The sequence below is a fragment of the Bradyrhizobium sp. HKCCYLRH3073 genome (assembly GCF_051167995.1).
Classification (GTDB): Bacteria; Pseudomonadota; Alphaproteobacteria; order Rhizobiales; family Xanthobacteraceae; genus Bradyrhizobium.
In genome coordinates this window covers 45,576-60,479 of record NZ_JBNPUD010000007.1, presented here as the reverse complement: position 1 = coordinate 60,479, position 14,904 = coordinate 45,576, and the positions used below count along the sequence as shown (strand labels likewise).

Below are 14,904 nucleotides of genomic sequence, written 5' to 3'. Positions count from 1 at the left end.
CGCCCGATCGGCGGATTGGAGAGCCCCGGCGTTCGCGCCGGGGCTTTTGTTTGAGGGCCGGATTAACCATTTGCGGCGCCGGCGCCGCGACGGGCCGATCAGCGCGCTTGACCTGAGAACAGAAAAGGAACATTGTTCTTCATATGTTCTGACTCAGGGAGGTCCCGATGCTGAAGGTTTTCGTTCAAGAAGCCGCCGCGCTGGCGTCGATCACGCTGTTCGTCGGTATGATCGCGCTCTGGGCGCAAATCATTCCACAGCTTTAGTTTTCCGAGCGCGTTGGCTGGGGACAAGGCAGGCGAGGGCGCCGGACTTACCGATGGGCCTCCGATATGATGCGGGGGCGAGTCGGTCGGAGGATAGGGCATGGCGCGGGGGGCAGGATCCCGAGCGAGCCCCGAAGCCGGCCCGATCCCGTGATCTCGGAAAAGCCCAGGTATCAGCAAGGCGAGCATGTCCAGCGCCGGATTCGTCCATCTCCACGTTCACTCCGCCTATTCGCTGCTGAAGGGCTCGATCAAGATCGCAAAGCTCGGCGAGCTCGCCAAGGCCGATCGCCAGCCGGCGCTGGCGCTGACCGACACCGACAACATGTTCGGTGCGCTCGAATTCTCCGACAAGATGGCGAGCTACGGCATCCAGCCGATCGCCGGCTGCGAGCTCGCCATCGATTTCGGCGACATGGACCCTAACGCCCGCAATGCCGGCGCGGCCGCGCAGCCCTCGCGAATCGTCCTGCTCGCCGCACGCGAGGAGGGCTACCGCCACCTGATGCGGCTGAACTCGCGCGCCTTCCTGGACACGCCGACGCACCAGGCCCCGCACATCAAGTTCGAGTGGCTGAACGAGGGCGTCGATGGTCTGATTGCGCTCACCGGCGGGCCCGATGGGCCGATCTCGCTCGCGATCCAGCACGACATGGCGGCACTTGCGACGCAGCGCTGCGAGCGGCTGGCGAGCCTGTTCGGCGACCGCCTCTACATCGAGCTGCAGCGCCACGGCGTCGACCGCGAGCGCCGCGTCGAAGGCGGCCTGATCGACATCGCCTATGGCAAGGGCCTGCCGCTGGTCGCGACCAACGAGCCGTATTTCGCGACCGCCGACGACTACGAGGCGCATGATGCGCTGCTGTGCATCGCCGGCGGCCACCTGATCGCCGACACCGAGCGCGTGCAGTTGACGCCCGACCACCGTTTCAAGACCCGCGCCGAGATGGCGGTGCTGTTCGCCGACCTGCCGGAGGCGCTGGCCTCGACGGTCGAGATCGCCGAGCGCTGCTCGTACCGGCCGCGCACGCGCAAGCCGATCCTGCCGTTCTTCACGGTCGGCGCCGGCAGCGGCGATGCCGTGGACGCCGCCAGCGCCGAGGCCGCCGAGCTGAAGCGGCAGGCGGAGGAGGGCCTGGAGCGGCGCCTCAAGGTGCACGGCATGGCGCCGGGCATGACTGAGGAGGACTACCAGAAGCGGCTCGCCTTCGAGCTCGACGTCATCATGCGCATGAAGTACGCGGGCTACTTCCTGATCGTGTCGGACTTCATCAAATGGGCCAAGGCGCACGGCATCCCGGTCGGACCGGGGCGCGGCTCCGGTGCCGGCTCGCTGGTTGCCTGGGTGCTGACCATCACCGACCTCGACCCGATGCGGTTCGCGCTGCTGTTCGAGCGCTTCCTCAATCCCGAGCGCGTGTCGATGCCGGACTTCGACATCGACTTCTGCCAGGACCGCCGCGGCGAGGTGATCTCCTATGTGCAGCAGCGCTACGGCCGCGACCAGGTGGCGCAGATCATCACCTTCGGTACCTTGCAGGCGCGCGGCGTGCTGCGCGACGTCGGCCGCGTGCTGCAGATGCCCTATGGCCAGGTCGACAAGCTCACCAAGCTGGTGCCGCAGAACCCGGCTGCTCCCGTCACGCTCGCCGCCGCGATCGAGGGCGAGCCGAAGCTGCAGGCGTTCCGCGACGAGGATCCGGTGGTGGCGCGCGCCTTCGACATCGCGATGCGCCTCGAAGGCCTGACGCGCCACGCCTCGACCCACGCCGCGGGCATCGTGATCGGCGACCGGCCGCTGAGCGAGCTGGTGCCGATGTATCGCGATCCGAAATCGGACATGCCGGTCACCCAGTTCAACATGAAATGGGTGGAGCCGGCCGGCCTCGTCAAGTTCGACTTCCTCGGCCTGAAGACGCTGACCGTGCTCGACGTCGCCGTGAAGCTGCTGAAGCAGCGCGACATCCACGTCGATCTCGCGACCTTGCCGATCGACGATGCGCCGAGCTACCAGATGCTCGCCCGCGGCGACGTGGTCGGCGTGTTCCAGGTTGAAAGTCAGGGCATGCGGCGGGCGCTGATCGACATGCGCCCCGACCGGTTCGAGGACATCATCGCGCTGGTCGCGCTGTATCGCCCGGGCCCGATGGCCAACATCCCGACCTACTGCGCCCGCAAGCACGGCGAGGAGGAGCCGGAATATCTACACCCGATCCTGGAGCCGATCCTGAAGGAGACCTTCGGCGTCATCATCTACCAGGAGCAGGTGATGCAGGTCGCGCAGCAGATGTCCGGCTACTCGCTCGGCGAAGCCGATCTCCTGCGGCGCGCCATGGGCAAGAAGATCCGCGCCGAGATGGACAAGCAGCGCGTCCGCTTCGTCGAAGGTGCCGTCAAGAACGGCGTGCCGAAGGACCAGGCCGACACGATCTTCGACCTATTGGCCAAATTCGCCGACTACGGCTTCAACAAGTCGCACGCGGCCGCCTACGCGCTGGTGTCCTACCACACCGCCTACATGAAGGCGCATTATCCGGTGGAGTTCATCGCGGCGTCGATGACGCTCGATCTCAACAACACCGACAAGCTCTCGGAATTTCGTGCCGAGGCGCAGCGCCTGGGGATCAAGGTCGAGCCGCCGTCGATCAACCGCTCCGGTCCGACCTTCGAGGTCAGCGGCAACACCATCTTCTACGCGCTCGCCGCCTTGAAGGGCGTCGGGCCGCAGGCGATCGAGATGATCGTCGAGGCCCGCAACAAGGGCGGCCCGTTCACCTCGCTCGCCGACTTCGCCTCTCGCGTTAATCCGCGCGCGATCAACAAGCGCATCATCGAGACGTTGGCGGCGGCCGGCGCGTTCGATGGGCTCGACAAGAACCGCGCCCGCGTGTTCGCCGGCGCCGATGCCATCGTCGCCGCCTGCCAGCGTGCCAACGAGGCCGCCACCTCCGGCCAGAACGACATGTTCGGCAACGCCGCCGATGCGCCGGCGATCATCCTGCCGAACATCGAGAACTGGCTGCCGGCCGAGCGCCTGCGGCGCGAATATGATGCGATCGGCTTCTTCCTGTCGGGCCATCCGCTCGACGACTACGCGGCGGCGCTGAAGCGGCTGCGGGTGCAGAGCTGGGCCGAGTTCTCGCGCGCGGTGAAGACCGGCGCGACCGCGGGCAAGGTCGCCGCCACCGTGGTATCGCGCATGGAGCGGCGCACCAAGACCGGCAACAAGATGGGCATCATGGGCCTGTCGGATCCGACCGGGCATTTCGAGGCCGTGCTGTTCTCGGAGGGGCTTGCACAATATCGCGACGTGCTCGAGCCCGGCGCGGCCGTGCTGCTGCAGCTCGGCGCCGAGCTGCAGGGCGAGGATGTCCGCGCGCGCGTGCTGCATGCCGAACCGCTCGATGATGCCGCCGCCAAGACGCAGCGCGGCCTGCGCATCTTCCTGCGCGACACCAAGCCGCTCGACTCCATCGTCAAGCGCCTGCAGGGGCCGGAAGGCACCGCGGCCAATGGCAATGGAGCGATCGCCAAGGGTGCGGCGCCCCCCTTGGCGCCCCGCACGGCAGCAGGCGAGGGCGAGGTATCGCTGGTGATGATGCTGGACCTCGAAACCGAGGTCGAGATGAAGCTGCCGGGGCGCTTCAAGGTTTCGCCACAAATCGCAGGTGCCATCAAGGCGGTGACCGGCGTGGTCGACGTGCAGCAGCTCTAAAGGCGATCGTTCCGCTGGAGCGGCTGCGTCCGGCGATCTTGCCGGTCGAACGGGGACGAGGAACAAAAAAGCTGCGCGTGGGCTGTACGGACATGCCTCCGTTCAACCGCGGTTCAGCCATTCTCCCGCTGAATCCGCGGCGGGTGCCTCGAAGGGGCTTGAACCATGCGCTTGGCCAAGATCACCGCGAAGATCGTCCTGAGTGTTTCGCTCTGCCTGCTCGCCTGGGCGGCCCTGCCGCGGCCTGCCGCAGCGCAGCAGCCCGGTGCCGAAAAGCGTATCGCCTTGGTGATCGGCAACGGGGCCTATGCCAAGGGCCCGCTGGCGTCGGCGGCCAACGATGCCGGCCTGATCGCGCAGACGCTGCAGGCCGCGGGCTTCGACGTGGTCGGCGCGCGCGATCTCGATGCAGACACGTTGCGCAAGAGCTTTCGTGATTTCATTCACAAGGCCCAGTCAGCCGACAACAACACCGTCGCGATGGTCTATCTCGCCGGCTACGGCATGCAGCTCGCCGGCGAGAACTACTTTCTTCCCGTCGACGCCAACATCGGCAGTGACGTCGACATTCCGACCGAGGGGCTGCGCCTCAGCGACTACATCCGCCAGCTTGCGGCGACGCCGGTGAAGGCCAGCGTCGTGGTGCTCGATGCCGCCCGCCAGCAGCCCTTCATCGCCAGCGGTCCGGCGATCGCCGGCGGCCTGGCGCTGGTCGAGCCCGATGCCAACATGCTGATCGCGTTCAATGCCGCGCCGGGCACGATCGCGCCGAACGAGACCGGCGCCTACGGCGTCTACGCGCGCTCGCTCGCCGAGATGATCCGCACCGGCGGGCTGTCGCTGCCGGAGGTGTTCGACCGGCTGCGGCTGCGCGTCAATGAGGAGACCAAGGGCGCGCAGGTGCCCTGGGACGCGCAGAAGATCCAGGCTGCCTTCACCTTCTTCGAGCGGGCGCCCGACGCCCCCGCCACGTCGGATTCGCCGGAGCAGAGCGCGGCGCTGCGCTCGCGCCCGATCCGCGAGCTGCCGGTGCAGGAGGCCTATGCCGCCGCGCTCGAGCGCGACACGCTGCAGGGCTATGAGGACTTCATCGCCGCCTATCCGAGCGACCCGCTGGCGCGGCGCGTGCGCGCCCTCGTCGCCGCACGCCGCGAGGCGCTGACCTGGCGGCGGACGTTCCGCACCGACAGTCCGGAAGCCTATTGGTCCTACCTGAAGCGCTATCCCTATGGCGCGCATGCCGAGGACGCCCGGCGGCGGCTGGCGATGTTGTCCGCGCCGCCCGCGCCGCCGCCGACCTTCGCGATGATCGACTATGACGTGCCGCCGCCGCCGCTCGACGAGGTGATCTATGTCGAGCGCCCGGTGCTGATGTTCTCGGATCCCGAATTCGATTTCGTGCCGCCGCCCCCGCCGCCGGTCTACATCCTGCCGCCGCCTCCGCCGGATTTCGTGGAGCTGCCGCCGCCATTCGCCCCGGCGGGCCTGTTCATCCTGCCGCGGCCGGTGTTCGTGCCGATCCCGGTCTATGTCCGGCCGCCGGCCTTCGTTGCGCCGCCGCCGAACAACATCATCTACCAGAACATCCACAACACGACCGTCATCAACACCGTGATCAATCGTCCGGCGCCGCCGGCCGGACCGATCACTGCAGGCCCCGCGGCGGTGCCGACGCCGGCCGTGGCGGTGGCACCGGCCCTGCCGCCGGCTGTCGTGCAGCGCGCCACGCTGATCCAGCAGGGCAAGGTCCCGCCGCCGGGAGGACCGCTCGCCAATCCCGCACTCCGGCCCGGTGCGGCACCGGCCATTCAGGCCAACGCTCCGCCGGGTGGACCCTCGCCCGCCATGACAGGACCAGGGCAGGGGCATGCCAACGTCAATCCGCTGCCGGTGCCCGGTCGCGGTGGTCCGCCGGTGCCACCATCGGTTCAGACTCCTGGTCTGCGCCAGCCGGCACCGGCATCGCCCTCTGGCGCGCTGCCACCGCCCGCGCGCCAGGATCTGCGCGCGAACCGCACGCCGCCGGGCGCCGTCATGCCGCAGCCGGCAAGGCCATCGGCGATGCCGTCCCGTCCGGTCATGCCGTCAGCCGCTCCGCGCGGGCCTGAGGTGAGCCCGCGCGTTCAGCAGGCGACGCCACCGCAGATCCAGCGCCGCCCGCCGCCACCACCGGCGACGGCGCGTCTGAGTCCGCCGCCGGCGCCGCCACGACCGCCGGTTGCACCGATGGTTCGGGCGGCTCCGCCACCTCGGCCGGCGCCACCGCCGCCGCAAGTCATGCGTCCGTCCGCTCCGCCACCGATGGCGCGCCCTGCGCCTCCGCCGCAGATGGCGCGTCCCAGTCCGCCGCCGATGGCCGCCGTGGCCCGGCCGGCGCCGCCACCGCCGCCGATGGCACGGCCCGCGGCGCCGCCGCCACGTCCGGCGGCCCCGCCGCCGCCGGGCAAGAGATGTCCGCCGAACGTTCCGCATTGCTGAGCCGCCGCGCGTTGGCCTGACGCCGGCGCGGTTGCAACATCGGCCTGTTTTCGATATGGGCGGACCGCCGGACTGATCGATCGTGGGCGCAAGACGTCGACGGCCGACGACGTGTTGCGGGGGCTTCAGTGAAATCAGCGTTTGTCGGGACCTTGCGCACGCTGTCTTGGCGAAGCTCAATTTGGCGAAGCTCAATCATGGCCGCCCTTTGCAGCGTCGGTATCGCCGGCCTGCCTTCGCCAAGCGATGCGCAGGGGCTGCCGGGCGCCGAAGCCGTCTATGCCTCGGCGCCGCCGCGCCTGCTCCAGATCCGCACGCTCGTGGCCGATGCCGGCCGCCAGACCTCGACAGGATCCGGCTTTCTGGTCTCGGCCGACGGGCTCGCGGTCACGAACTATCACGTCGTCTCGGATGCAGCGCTCGAGCCGAAGACGTACCGGCTCGAATATACCGGAGCGGATGGCACGCAGGGCGGCGTCACGTTGCTTGCCGTCGACCTGCCCAACGATCTCGCGCTCGTTCGCGTCGACAAGCAGAACGCGCCGTTCTTCTCGTTCGACAAGGCCGCGCTCGACGGCAGCCTGCCGAAAGGCGAGCGGCTGTATTCGCTCGGCAACCCGCTCGACCTCGGCTTCACCATCATCGAGGGCACCTATAACGGCCTCGTCGAGCACAGCTACAACGATCACATCCATTTCACCGGCGCGCTCAATCCCGGCATGAGCGGCGGTCCGGCGGTCAATGCGCAAGGCCAGGTGGTCGGCGTCAACGTCGCCACGCGCCGCGGCGGCCAGCTCATCAGCTTCCTGGTGCCCGCGCGCTTTGCGGCCGCGCTGCTGGCGCGCGGCCAGGATGCCAGGCCGGCGGCGGCCGATCTGCGCAAGGACGTGATCGCGCAGCTTACGAGCTGGCGTGGAGCGCTCTACAAGTCGCTGGGCGAGGAGGGCTTCCGCGACCGCGTGTTCGGGTCCTATCAGGCGCCGGAGACGCGCGCGGGGTGGTTCGAATGCTGGGCGAGCACCAATGCCAGCGCGTCGCCGAAGCCGCGCGCCAGCATCAATTCGACCAGTTGCAAGGCCGAGGCCAGCGTCTATGTCGCCTCCGACCTCAACACCGGCGTGGTCGAGGTCAGCCACTCCTACGCGAAATCGATCGACCTCAATCAATTCCAGTTCGCGACCGTGCTGACGCAGCTCGCGCAGCCACGACTCACCCAGGGCGGCTCGTTCCGCAAATGGTACACGCCGCAGCATTGCCATGCCGATTTCGTCGGCGTGACGCCGGCGGCCGCTCATCCGCCGCTGCGCGTGCTGTGGTGCGCGCAGGGCTATCGCGAGTTCGACGGCCTCTATGATGTCGTGCTGGTCGCGGTGACGCAGGATCATGCCGACGAGGCGCTGGTGTCGCGGCTGAACCTGCAGGCGATCGCTTATGACGACGCCTTGCGCCTCGGCAAGAGCTTCCTCGAACGCCTGCAGGTCGCACGATGATCTGGATCGAGATCCTCTCCAAGCATCGCGACGTCGCCGGCCGCTTCCGTGTCGATGCCGCCGAGATCAGCATCGGCCGCGGCTACGACAATCACGTCATTCTCGACGATCCCTATGTCGCCGCGCGCCATGTGCGAATTTTCCGCGACGGCGAGGGGCGCCTGGTCGCCGAGGATCTCGGCAGCGCCAACGGCCTCTTTCTCGATCGCGGCAAGAGCCGGAAGCCGCAGCTCGTTCTCGACGGCACCAAGCCGATCCGGATCGGCCAGACGCTGCTTCGGATCCGCGACGCCGGCCATGCCGTCGAGCCGGAGCGGCTCGCGGGCTCCGAACGCGGGGCGCTGCCGATCATCGCCGCGATCGCCCTCGGCGTCGTCCTGCTCGCAATCAACGCGGTGATGACCTGGTTTGCGCAGACCTCCGAGGCGCATCTGTCCGATTATCTCGTGCCGACCGTCACGATGATCGGGGTGGTCGTCGCATGGGTTGGCGTCTGGGCGCTGCTGGCGCGGTTGTTTTCCGGCCGCTCGCATTTTCTGCGCCACCTCCTGATCGCGCAGGCGGGTCTGATCGCGTTCTGGGTCTACAGCGAGTTCGCCCAGATTGCCTCGTTCGCCCTGACCTGGACCGCTGTCTTCACCTACGGCTACCTCGTCTCGTGGATCGTTCTCGCCGCGACCTGCTTGCTGCATCTGCGTGAGGTCGGACGCAGCCATATGCTCGCCAAGGGCGTGGTGGTCGGCCTTCTGCTGGTGGTCGCGATCGCGATCCAGACCGTGCAGCGGTCGGAGGCGCTGGCGAATTCCGGCCGTCCCAATGTGAGCCACGTGCTGATGCCGCCGTCCCTGCGCCTGGTTCCGGTGCAGGACGAGCAGACCTTCTTCGAAGACGCCGCGCGGCTGAGGGCGAAGCTCGATGCGGACCGCGCCGCGCTGGCGCCGGCCGGTGTGGAGCGCTGATCACAGTTCCATTGTCTTTGCTCCCCGAGATTGAAAGTTCCCTGGTTCCCGTCATAGCCTTGAAGCCCGGGTTTCTACGGGGAGGGGGCGATGAACAGGCGAGCGCTGCTGGGACTGGGAGCGGCATTTCTGGTATCAGGATGCCTGACAGGCAAGGAAGGCACCGAATACGCCGTGGTGTCACAGAAGATCGGGGCGCCGCGTCCCGGGCAGTCCCGCATCATCATCATGAGCTTGAAGGATGCCTGGCTGGACAGGACCACGTGCGACGCCAAGGTCGACGGCGTCGCGCTGAGCCGCCTGATCCCCGGGACCTATGTCTACATCGACCGGCCGGCCGGTCCGCACCACCTCGTCGCCACCCAGACCCTGTTCCCGGGCGACTCGGTGCTCGATTTCAACACCGAACCGGGGCGGACCTATTTCTTCTCGATCAGGCCCAGCGACCGGTCCAGGGCGATGCAGGGCGGCGGCATGGCGTTCGGTCTGCTCGGCATGGGCGTGATGGCCGCGGCCTCGTCCGGCGCCGACAACAAGGGCCCGGTCGACTTCGTTCCGCTCCAGGAGGGCCAGGCCCGGATGGTGATGGCCGAGCTTCTGCAGGCGGAATGAGCCCATTTTCCTTGCGTTGCGCCAAAATCCGGCTATATAGCGCGCCATCTCACACGGAAACTTGGCTCTCTTAGAGGGCGTCCGGTGGCAAGCCGGGCCTTGACGGCCCGTTTTTGCTCACGCGTTTCCGGAGGAATCAACCGGAGAATATCCAATGGCGCTGCCTGAATTCACGATGCGCCAGCTGCTCGAAGCTGGCGTTCACTTTGGTCACCAGTCTCACCGCTGGAATCCGAAAATGGCCGATTTCATTTTCGGAGCCCGCAACAACATCCACATCATCGACCTCGCCCAGACCGTGCCGATGCTGCACACGGCGCTGCAGGCCGTCAGCGACACCGTCGCCAAGGGCGGCCGCATCCTGTTCGTCGGCACCAAGCGTCAGGCACAGGACAACGTGGCCGACGCAGCCAAGCGCTGCGCCCAGTACTTCGTCAATTCGCGCTGGCTCGGCGGCACGCTGACCAACTGGAAGACGATCTCGGCCTCGATCAAGCGCCTGCGCCATCTCGACGAGGTGCTGTCCTCGGGCGAAGCCAACTCCTACACCAAGAAGGAGCGCCTGACCCTGCAGCGCGAGCGCGACAAGCTCGACCGCTCGCTCGGCGGCATCAAGGACATGGGCGGTCTGCCCGACATGATCTTCGTGATCGACACCAACAAGGAAGACATCGCGATCCAGGAGGCCCAGCGCCTCAAGATCCCGGTGGCCGCGATCGTCGACACCAATTGCGACCCGAAGGGCATCACCTATGTCGTGCCCGGCAATGACGACGCCGGCCGCGCCATTTCGCTGTACTGCGACCTGATCGCGCGCGCCGCCATTGACGGCATCTCGCGCGCGCAGGGCGAGCTCGGGATCGATGTCGGCGCCTCGGCGGCTCCGCTCGAGGAGGATCTTCCGGCTGCGTCCGCTTCGACGTTCCAGGGGTTGCCTGGTCCGCGCGGCACGGCCGACGACCTCAAGAAGCTCACCGGCGTGTCCGGTGCGATCGAGAAGAAGCTCAACGACCTCGGCATCTTCCACTACTGGCAGCTCGCCGAGCTCAACCACGACACCGCGCACCAGATCGGCGAAGAGGTCGGTCTTCCGAGCCGGGCCGATGCCTGGGTCGCGCAGGCCAAGTCGCTCGCCGACGCGTAAGACGACACAACACCATTCTGGCCGGCGTCGCACGCCGGCCATCGCGACTGAGATAGGTTTTCCTGGCAGCGGGCGGCGGCGAGCCATCCGCTGCGTCGCGCTTTGGACAGGCAAAAGGACGTTCAACAATGGCGAATATCACCGCAGCGATGGTGAAGGACCTGCGCGAGTCGACCGGCGCGGGCATGATGGACTGCAAGGCCGCGCTCACCGAGAACGGCGGCGACATGCAGGCCGCGCAGGATTGGCTGCGCAAGAAGGGCCTGTCGAAGGCCGCCAAGAAGGCCGGCCGCGTTGCGGCTGAAGGCCTGATCGGCGCGCTGACCTCGGGCAAGAAGGGCGTGGTCGTGGAGGTCAACTCCGAGACCGACTTCGTCGCGCGCAACGAGCACTTCCAGGGCCTGGTCAAGATGATCGCCCAGGTCGCGCTCGACGTCGGCGCCGACGTGGAGAAGATCAAGGCCGCCAAGGTCGGCAGCATCACGGTCGAGGCCGCGATTGCCGATTCGATCGCAACCATCGGTGAGAACCAGACGCTGCGCCGCGCGGCCTCGCTCGAAGTGAGCGAAGGCGTCGTGTCGAGCTACGTCCATGGCGCCGTCATCGAAGGCGCCGGCAAGCTCGGCGTCATCGTCGCGCTGGAGTCGCCCGGCAAGACCGACGAGCTCGCCGTGCTCGGCCGTCAGCTCGCGATGCATGTCGCCGCGGCCAACCCGCAGGCGATCGATGCGGCGGGTCTCGATCCCGAGCTCGTCAAGCGCGAGAAGGACGTGCTCGCCGACAAGTATCGTCAGCAGGGCAAGCCGGAGAACGTGATCGAGAAGATCGTCGAGTCCGGCCTGAAGACCTACTACAAGGAAGTCACCCTGCTCGAGCAGGCCTTCATCCACGACAGCGGCAAGTCGGTCGCGCAGGCGCTGAAGGAAGCCGAAGGCAAGGTCGGCGGTCCGATCAAGGTCGCCGGTTTCGTCCGCTATGCCCTCGGTGAGGGCATCGAGAAGGAAGAGACCGACTTCGCGGCCGAAGTCGCCGCTGCGAGCGGCAAGAAGTAACGACTGGGCACAGTCACGATCCGGCGCGGCGTTCGCGCCGGATATCAACGCGCGGGATAGGAGAGCATTGGCACATGGCTGAGCCGGTCTATCGTCGCGTCGTGGTGAAGCTGTCCGGCGAGTATCTCGCGGGCCCTCATTCCTTCGGCATCGACCAGCCGACCGTCGATCGGATCGCCGACGACCTCATCGCAGCGCAGAAGCTCGGCATCGAGATCGCCGTCGTGGTCGGCGGCGGCAACATGGTGCGCGGCGTCGAGGTGTCGTCGCAGGGCGTGTCGCGTCCGACCGGCGACACCATGGGCATGCTCGCCACCGTCATGAACTGCCTGGCGCTGGAAGCCGCCATCCAGCGCAAGGGCACCCCGGCGCAGGCGCTCTCGGCGTTCGTCATGCCGGAAGTGTGCGAGCTGTTCACGCGCGCTGCGGCGCACAAGTCGCTGGCCGAGGGACGTATCGTCGTGCTCGGGGGCGGCACCGGCAATCCCTATTTCACGACTGACACCACGGCGGTCTTGCGGGCCGCCGAGATCGGCGCCCAGGCCGTGCTGAAGGCTACGAACGTCGACGGCGTCTACAGCGCCGATCCCAAGAAGGATCCGGCCGCCAAGCGCTTCGACCGGCTGACGCATTCGCAGGCCATCGAAGGCGGCTACAAGGTCATGGACGCGACCGCATTCGCCCTTGCCCGGGAAACATCGCTGCCTATCATTGTGTTCTCCATTGCCGAACCGGGCTCGATCGGCGCGATGTTGCGGGGCGAAGGGCGCGGTACCATCGTCGCGGGGTGAGCCGCGGCGCCGCTGGCGGCCGGTGTTGGACCGGCTTCGAGCCTGCGGTAGAAGCGTAAGCGAGACAGGAATTCGTCCGGGAGTCGCCCAAGTCCGACCGCAGGCCTTTCGAGGCCCGGCAGAGCCGGCCGCAGGCCCCCCGGATTGCAGAAAGGAAAGCGTGATGAGCATGGGCAATTTCGACCTCAACGAACTGAAGCGCCGCATGCAGGGCGCGACCCAGGCGCTGAAGCACGAGCTCGGCGGCCTGCGCACCGGCCGCGCCTCGGCATCGATGGTGGAGCCGGTCCAGGTCGAGGCCTACGGCTCGCACATGCCGCTCAACCAGCTCGCGACCGTCTCCGTGCCCGAGCCGCGGCTGCTCTCGGTGCAGGTCTGGGACCGCTCCATGGTCAAGGCCGTCGAGAAGGCGATCGTCGATTCCAACCTCGGCCTGTCGCCCGCGACCGAAGGCCAGGTGATCCGGCTGCGCATTCCCGAGCTCAACCAGGAGCGGCGCAAGGAGCTGGTCAAGGTCGCGCACAAATATGCGGAAGCTGCCCGTGTCGCCGTGCGTCACGTGCGCCGCGACGGTCTCGATACGCTGAAGAAGCTCGAGAAGAATCACGAGATGTCCGAGGACGATCAGGAGCGCTTCGCCGGCGACGTGCAGAAGGCGACCGACAGCGTGATCTCCGAGATCGACCAGTTGCTGGCGGCGAAGGAAAAGGAAATCCTCACCGTCTGAAGGATGCGCTTGATGTCGAAAGCCGCGGCCCCGGTGACGGAGGCGCCGGACCGGTCCGACGCACCGGCCCATGTTGCCATCATCATGGATGGCAATGGCCGCTGGGCTGCGGCCCGCGGGCTGCCGCGCGCGGAAGGGCATCGCCGCGGCGTCGAGGCGTTGCGCCGCGTGGTGCGTGCCTCGCATGAGCTCGGCATCCGCTATCTCACCATCTTCTCGTTCTCGTCCGAGAACTGGTCGCGTCCGGCCAGCGAGATCGGCGACCTGTTCGGCCTGTTGCGCCGCTTCATCCGCAACGATCTCGCGACCCTGCATCGCGACGGCGTGCGTGTCAGGGTGATCGGCGAGCGCGACGGGCTCGAGCCCGACATCTGCGCGCTTCTCAGCGAAGCCGAGGATCTCACCCGGGGCAACACCAAGCTGACGCTGGTGGTTGCCTTCAACTACGGCTCGCGCCAGGAGATCGCGCGCGCGGCGCAGCGGCTGGCGCGCGAGGTCGCCGAGGGTCGGCGCGATCCGGCGTCGATCGATGCCGATGCCATTGGCGCCCATCTCGATGCGCCCGACATTCCCGATCCCGACCTCATCATCCGCACCAGCGGCGAGCAGCGGCTGTCGAACTTCCTGATGTGGCAGGCCGCCTATAGCGAGCTGGTGTTCGTGCCGATCCATTGGCCCGACTTCGATAAGGCGGCGCTTGAGGGTGCGATCGCCGAGTTCGGCCGGCGTGAACGCCGCTTCGGCGGCCTCGCGGCGAAAACCGCCTCGTGACCAAACCGGATACCGCAGCCGTGGGAGACGCCGCCAACGCCGCGCAGCGCAACGAGGGTGCGCAACCCACAAAGGCTGCGGCCAGCAATCTAGTGATGCGGGTGGCGGCAGCGCTGGTGCTGGTGCCGCTGGCGCTTGGCGCCGCCTATGCCGGCGGCATGTTCTGGACCGCACTGGTCACGGTGGTCGCGGTCGGCCTGTATCTCGAATGGTTGATGGTGGTAGGCGAGATCCGCACCGCCAGCGTCGGCACGGCCGGGGCCCTGGCCATCGGCATTGCCGGCGTCTGCTGCGCCTATGGCTTGATCGACTTCGCCGTCGTCGTGCTCGGGCTCGGTCTGGTCGCCGCTACGGCGCTTGCTGCGGGGCGTCGCACCTGGGTGGCCGCCGGCTTCGCCTATGCGTCGGCGGCCGAGCTCGGCTCGGTGCTGGTGCGCTTCGATGCCGCCGAGGGATGGCACGCGCTGGTGCTGGTGTTTCTCGTCGTCTGGGCCAGCGATATCGGCGGCTATGTTGCCGGCCGCAGCATCGGCGGGCCGAAGCTCGCGCCGCGGATCAGCCCGAACAAGACCTGGGCCGGCGCAGTCGGCGGCTTCGTCGCCAGCCTCGTCGCCGCGGCCGCCTGGTCGATGGCCGGCGCCGGCGGACTGGTGACGACGCTCATGCTGGCCGCGACGCTGTCGGTGGTCTCGCAGCTCGGCGACCTCGCCGAATCTGCGGTGAAGCGGCACTTCGGGGTCAAGGACTCCAGTCACATCATTCCCGGCCATGGCGGCCTGTTGGATCGCCTGGACGGCTATGTCGCGGCCATCGTCGTCGCCGCATTGCTCGGTTTGCTGCGCGGCGGCCTCGATGGGGTCGGCCGCGGTCTTCTGGTTTGGTGACCGTCGGCGCAGCCG

11 protein-coding genes are annotated in these 14,904 nt (G+C 67.7%); all 11 read left to right on the top strand.

Features of this window, described 5'->3' with window-relative positions; genetic code table 11:
- Positions 1-453: 453 nt before the first annotated feature.
- The 11 genes from dnaE (at position 454) to ACQR1X_RS17715 (ending at position 14,889) form a co-directional block, all read left to right on the top strand.
- Positions 454-3,981, top strand: coding sequence for a DNA polymerase III subunit alpha (gene dnaE, locus ACQR1X_RS17765; RefSeq protein ID WP_434899290.1), 3,528 nt, complete (start codon positions 454-456; stop codon positions 3,979-3,981).
- Positions 3,982-4,146: 165 nt separating this feature from the next.
- Entirely contained in the window at positions 4,147-6,459 is a 2,313-nt protein-coding gene (locus ACQR1X_RS17760) for a caspase family protein (protein WP_434899289.1), read from the top strand.
- Positions 6,460-6,656: 197 nt separating this feature from the next.
- The gene (locus ACQR1X_RS17755; protein ID WP_434840122.1) at positions 6,657-7,949 is read left to right on the top strand and encodes a S1C family serine protease; all 1,293 of its coding nucleotides are present in this window, start codon (positions 6,657-6,659) and stop codon (positions 7,947-7,949) included.
- Complete coding sequence (locus ACQR1X_RS17750; protein WP_315799726.1) at positions 7,946-8,908, top strand: FHA domain-containing protein; 963 nt, start codon at positions 7,946-7,948, stop codon at positions 8,906-8,908. Before ACQR1X_RS17755 ends, ACQR1X_RS17750 begins: the two co-directional genes overlap by 4 nt.
- A gap of 90 nt (positions 8,909-8,998) precedes the next feature.
- Positions 8,999-9,520, top strand: a complete 522-nt coding sequence (locus ACQR1X_RS17745) for a hypothetical protein (protein ID WP_434846892.1) — start codon at positions 8,999-9,001, stop codon at positions 9,518-9,520.
- A gap of 154 nt (positions 9,521-9,674) precedes the next feature.
- Positions 9,675-10,664: a 30S ribosomal protein S2 gene (locus tag ACQR1X_RS17740; RefSeq protein ID WP_315799728.1), complete on the top strand. Its 990-nt coding sequence runs from the start codon at positions 9,675-9,677 to the stop codon at positions 10,662-10,664.
- A 128-nt stretch (positions 10,665-10,792) separates the two neighbouring features.
- On the top strand, positions 10,793-11,716 hold the full coding sequence (gene tsf / locus ACQR1X_RS17735) for a translation elongation factor Ts (RefSeq protein ID WP_315799729.1): 924 nt from the start codon (positions 10,793-10,795) through the stop codon (positions 11,714-11,716).
- Between the two features lie 74 nt (positions 11,717-11,790).
- The gene (gene pyrH / locus ACQR1X_RS17730) at positions 11,791-12,507 is read left to right on the top strand and encodes a UMP kinase (protein WP_316181314.1); all 717 of its coding nucleotides are present in this window, start codon (positions 11,791-11,793) and stop codon (positions 12,505-12,507) included.
- A 163-nt stretch (positions 12,508-12,670) separates the two neighbouring features.
- Positions 12,671-13,234: a ribosome recycling factor gene (gene frr / locus ACQR1X_RS17725; protein ID WP_434899288.1), complete on the top strand. Its 564-nt coding sequence runs from the start codon at positions 12,671-12,673 to the stop codon at positions 13,232-13,234.
- A gap of 12 nt (positions 13,235-13,246) precedes the next feature.
- On the top strand, positions 13,247-14,005 hold the full coding sequence (locus tag ACQR1X_RS17720; protein ID WP_315799732.1) for an isoprenyl transferase: 759 nt from the start codon (positions 13,247-13,249) through the stop codon (positions 14,003-14,005).
- Complete coding sequence (locus ACQR1X_RS17715; RefSeq protein ID WP_434899287.1) at positions 14,002-14,889, top strand: phosphatidate cytidylyltransferase; 888 nt, start codon at positions 14,002-14,004, stop codon at positions 14,887-14,889. The genes ACQR1X_RS17720 and ACQR1X_RS17715 overlap by 4 nt, the downstream gene beginning before the upstream one ends.
- Positions 14,890-14,904 lie beyond the last annotated feature (15 nt).